The 2027-nt window shown below is 60.4% G+C and carries 4 protein-coding genes and 1 pseudogene; 3 read left to right on the top strand and 2 right to left on the bottom strand.

All coding sequences use genetic code 11. The features are described from left to right. Nucleotides 1–118, bottom strand: a 118-nt coding sequence (locus AC1DT3_RS19195) for an asparagine synthase-related protein (protein WP_477466811.1), incomplete at its 3' end; no start/stop codon positions are given. A 68-nt stretch (nt 119–186) separates the two neighbouring features. On the opposite strand from AC1DT3_RS19195, the gene AC1DT3_RS19190 reads away from it, so the two are divergent. The 3 genes and pseudogenes from AC1DT3_RS19190 to AC1DT3_RS19180 all read left to right on the top strand — a co-directional run. Further along, nucleotides 187–498 (top strand): hypothetical protein, encoded by a 312-nt coding sequence (locus AC1DT3_RS19190; RefSeq protein WP_477466810.1) that lies wholly within the window; start codon nt 187–189, stop codon nt 496–498. Nucleotides 499–641: 143 nt separating this feature from the next. After that, a complete protein-coding gene (sciP, locus tag AC1DT3_RS19185) occupies nt 642–917 on the top strand; it encodes a CtrA inhibitor SciP (RefSeq protein WP_150943946.1) in 276 nt (91 codons plus the stop codon). Nucleotides 918–1196: 279 nt separating this feature from the next. After that, a pseudogene (locus AC1DT3_RS19180) lies at nt 1197–1388 on the top strand (helix-turn-helix domain-containing protein); the annotation flags it as partial. A gap of 6 nt (nt 1389–1394) precedes the next feature. On the opposite strand, the gene AC1DT3_RS19175 reads toward AC1DT3_RS19180, so the two are convergent. Then, a partial coding sequence (locus AC1DT3_RS19175; protein ID WP_477466809.1) for a class I SAM-dependent methyltransferase occupies nt 1395–2027 on the bottom strand: 633 nt, incomplete at its 5' end.

Here is a 2027-nt window from a genome sequence, read left to right as displayed (position 1 = left end):
CATCATAGCCCTCACGCTTGAGGAGCGCGGCGACGACGGAGGAATCGACACCGCCGGACATGGCGACGACGACCCGTGTCTGGGACGGGTCTTTGGGAAGATCGAGTGAATTCAACATCATTCCATCCAGAGGCGCCGTTCAAGGCGGCGCACGGGAGGGGCCAAGCCCTCTTATAGCGATTGCCGATGCAATGTTCCAGACGTGCTGGGCCGATGCCGGAACGCGCCTACATAGAGGGAAGCCATGACGACAATACGGCCCTCGGGCCGTTCGAAGGACGATGGATCATGACCTCCGAGGAGATCGAAGAATTGGTGGCCGCACGGGAAAATCTCGTCAAACGCCGCCGGGAAGTGACACGACAAGTCGCTGCCGCTCCACTTCCCTCCGTGGAGATGGCTGACGAGCTGACGCGGATTTTCCAGGCCATCGAGGCGCTCGACCGGGTGCTCAACGACGCCGGACGCCCTTACATGAGTGAGCAGCGCAGTGACTGAGCACGCCATTTTTATGAGTGCGTTAACCAATGCGGCCAAATCGGGGCATGGACGGGAACGCCTTCAGCGCGCTTAGGAAAACATTAAGCGGCATGACTTAGCTTCAAGGTCAACGAGGTCGTTGAATTTTGTGTGAGCGTATCATGACCGAACCCCACCGCCCGAGGGTCAAATATGTCATCGGGCCCGATGGAAGTCCGCTGACGATTGCCGATCTTCCTCCGTCATCCACCCGTCGATGGGTCATTCGCCGTAAGGCAGAGGTGGTCGCCGCTGTTCGCGGCGGACTTCTCAGCCTCGACGAGGCCTGCCAGCGCTATACTCTCACGACGGAAGAGTTCCTGAGCTGGCAATTGTCCATCGACCAGCACGGTCTGGCGGGTTTGCGCACGACGCGCATTCAGCAATACCGCCAATAGCCGTCGCAAACTCCCCTTTTCGAAGGCGCTGCCCTTGGTAGCGCCTTCGTTCGTCTGCTCGAGTACCTATGGTCGGCCCCGTTAAAGGTTTTCTAACCATGTGCGGGGCAAGCCTTAGTTGTTCTGTACCAACTCGAATCAGGCCGGGCTGTGGACGCATCCTATCTCACGAACCAATCCGACCGTTCGATGACGCCGGCGGTTTTCGGCAGCTCAGCCGAGGGCGAAAACAGAGTGCTTGAACACGGAGCGCTTGAAAATGGAGCGCAGCAAAGCGCGCTTCTGGGCAGAACCATCGCCGACGTCGAGCGACATCTCATCCTGATGACGTTGGATCACTACCTGGGCAACCGTACCCACGCGGCTAAATTGCTTGGCATTTCGGTCCGCACCCTGCGCAACAAACTGAACGAATATGCGCTCGCCGGAATCGCTGTTCCGCAGCCGGGCCAAACGCGTCCCGGCCCCTGATCGGAACTACCGCTTTCTGAGCCAAAGGCTCGTTTCCAGCGCCTGCGCGCCAATCGGCAATTCAGCCAAGACGGTCTGGGCGAGGGTGGCCCCCAGTGCCGTCGCGACGTAGCGACTGGCGAAGCACAATTCATAGCCGTCGCCCTGAAGAAGCGCTCCGACGAGCAATTGTTCGTTATAGGACCGCCAGTTCCATGACGGCGGGTATGCCTCGGGGAGCGTGATGTCGTGCACGTGCACGAGAACGCCGGTCGCGAGCCTTGGCAAGACGTCGAGAAACAGCCGATCGACATCTGTGCCCGGCATGGCGATGTGGCTGGAATCGATGAAAAGCACATCACCCGCTTGAAGCCGCGAGAAAAGACCCGGATCTGCGTCCCTCAAGAGAGAGGGCAGGTGGGTGACGTCGAGAGCCGCAAGCGAGGCGCGAGGCGCGGGATCAATGCACGTGATCCGGGTCGCCAAGCCACCGTCGGCGATGGCCCGGGCCATAAATCGCGTCGAGTGACCGGACCCGATCTCGACAATCTGGCGTGGCTGATGCGACCGAACGAACACATAGGCGGCCGCCGCATCGAGCCGAGGAAACCAATCCTGATCGAACCGCGCCGGACCGCTCCCTTGCGCAATCCGTCGCAG

It is taken from the genome of Microvirga sp. P4_G7, assembly GCF_056401005.1.
The sequence above is the reverse complement of the archived record's forward strand: the minus strand, read 5'-3'. Positions and strand labels throughout refer to the sequence as shown.

What these genes read in the sequence shown, in the direction of transcription:
- AC1DT3_RS19190 (WP_477466810.1), top strand. Translation starts at nt 187, where the DNA reads ATGCAATGTTCCAGACGTGCTGGGCCGATGCCGGAACGCGCCTACATA.
- sciP (WP_150943946.1), top strand. Translation starts at nt 642, where the DNA reads ATGACCGAACCCCACCGCCCGAGGGTCAAATATGTCATCGGGCCCGAT.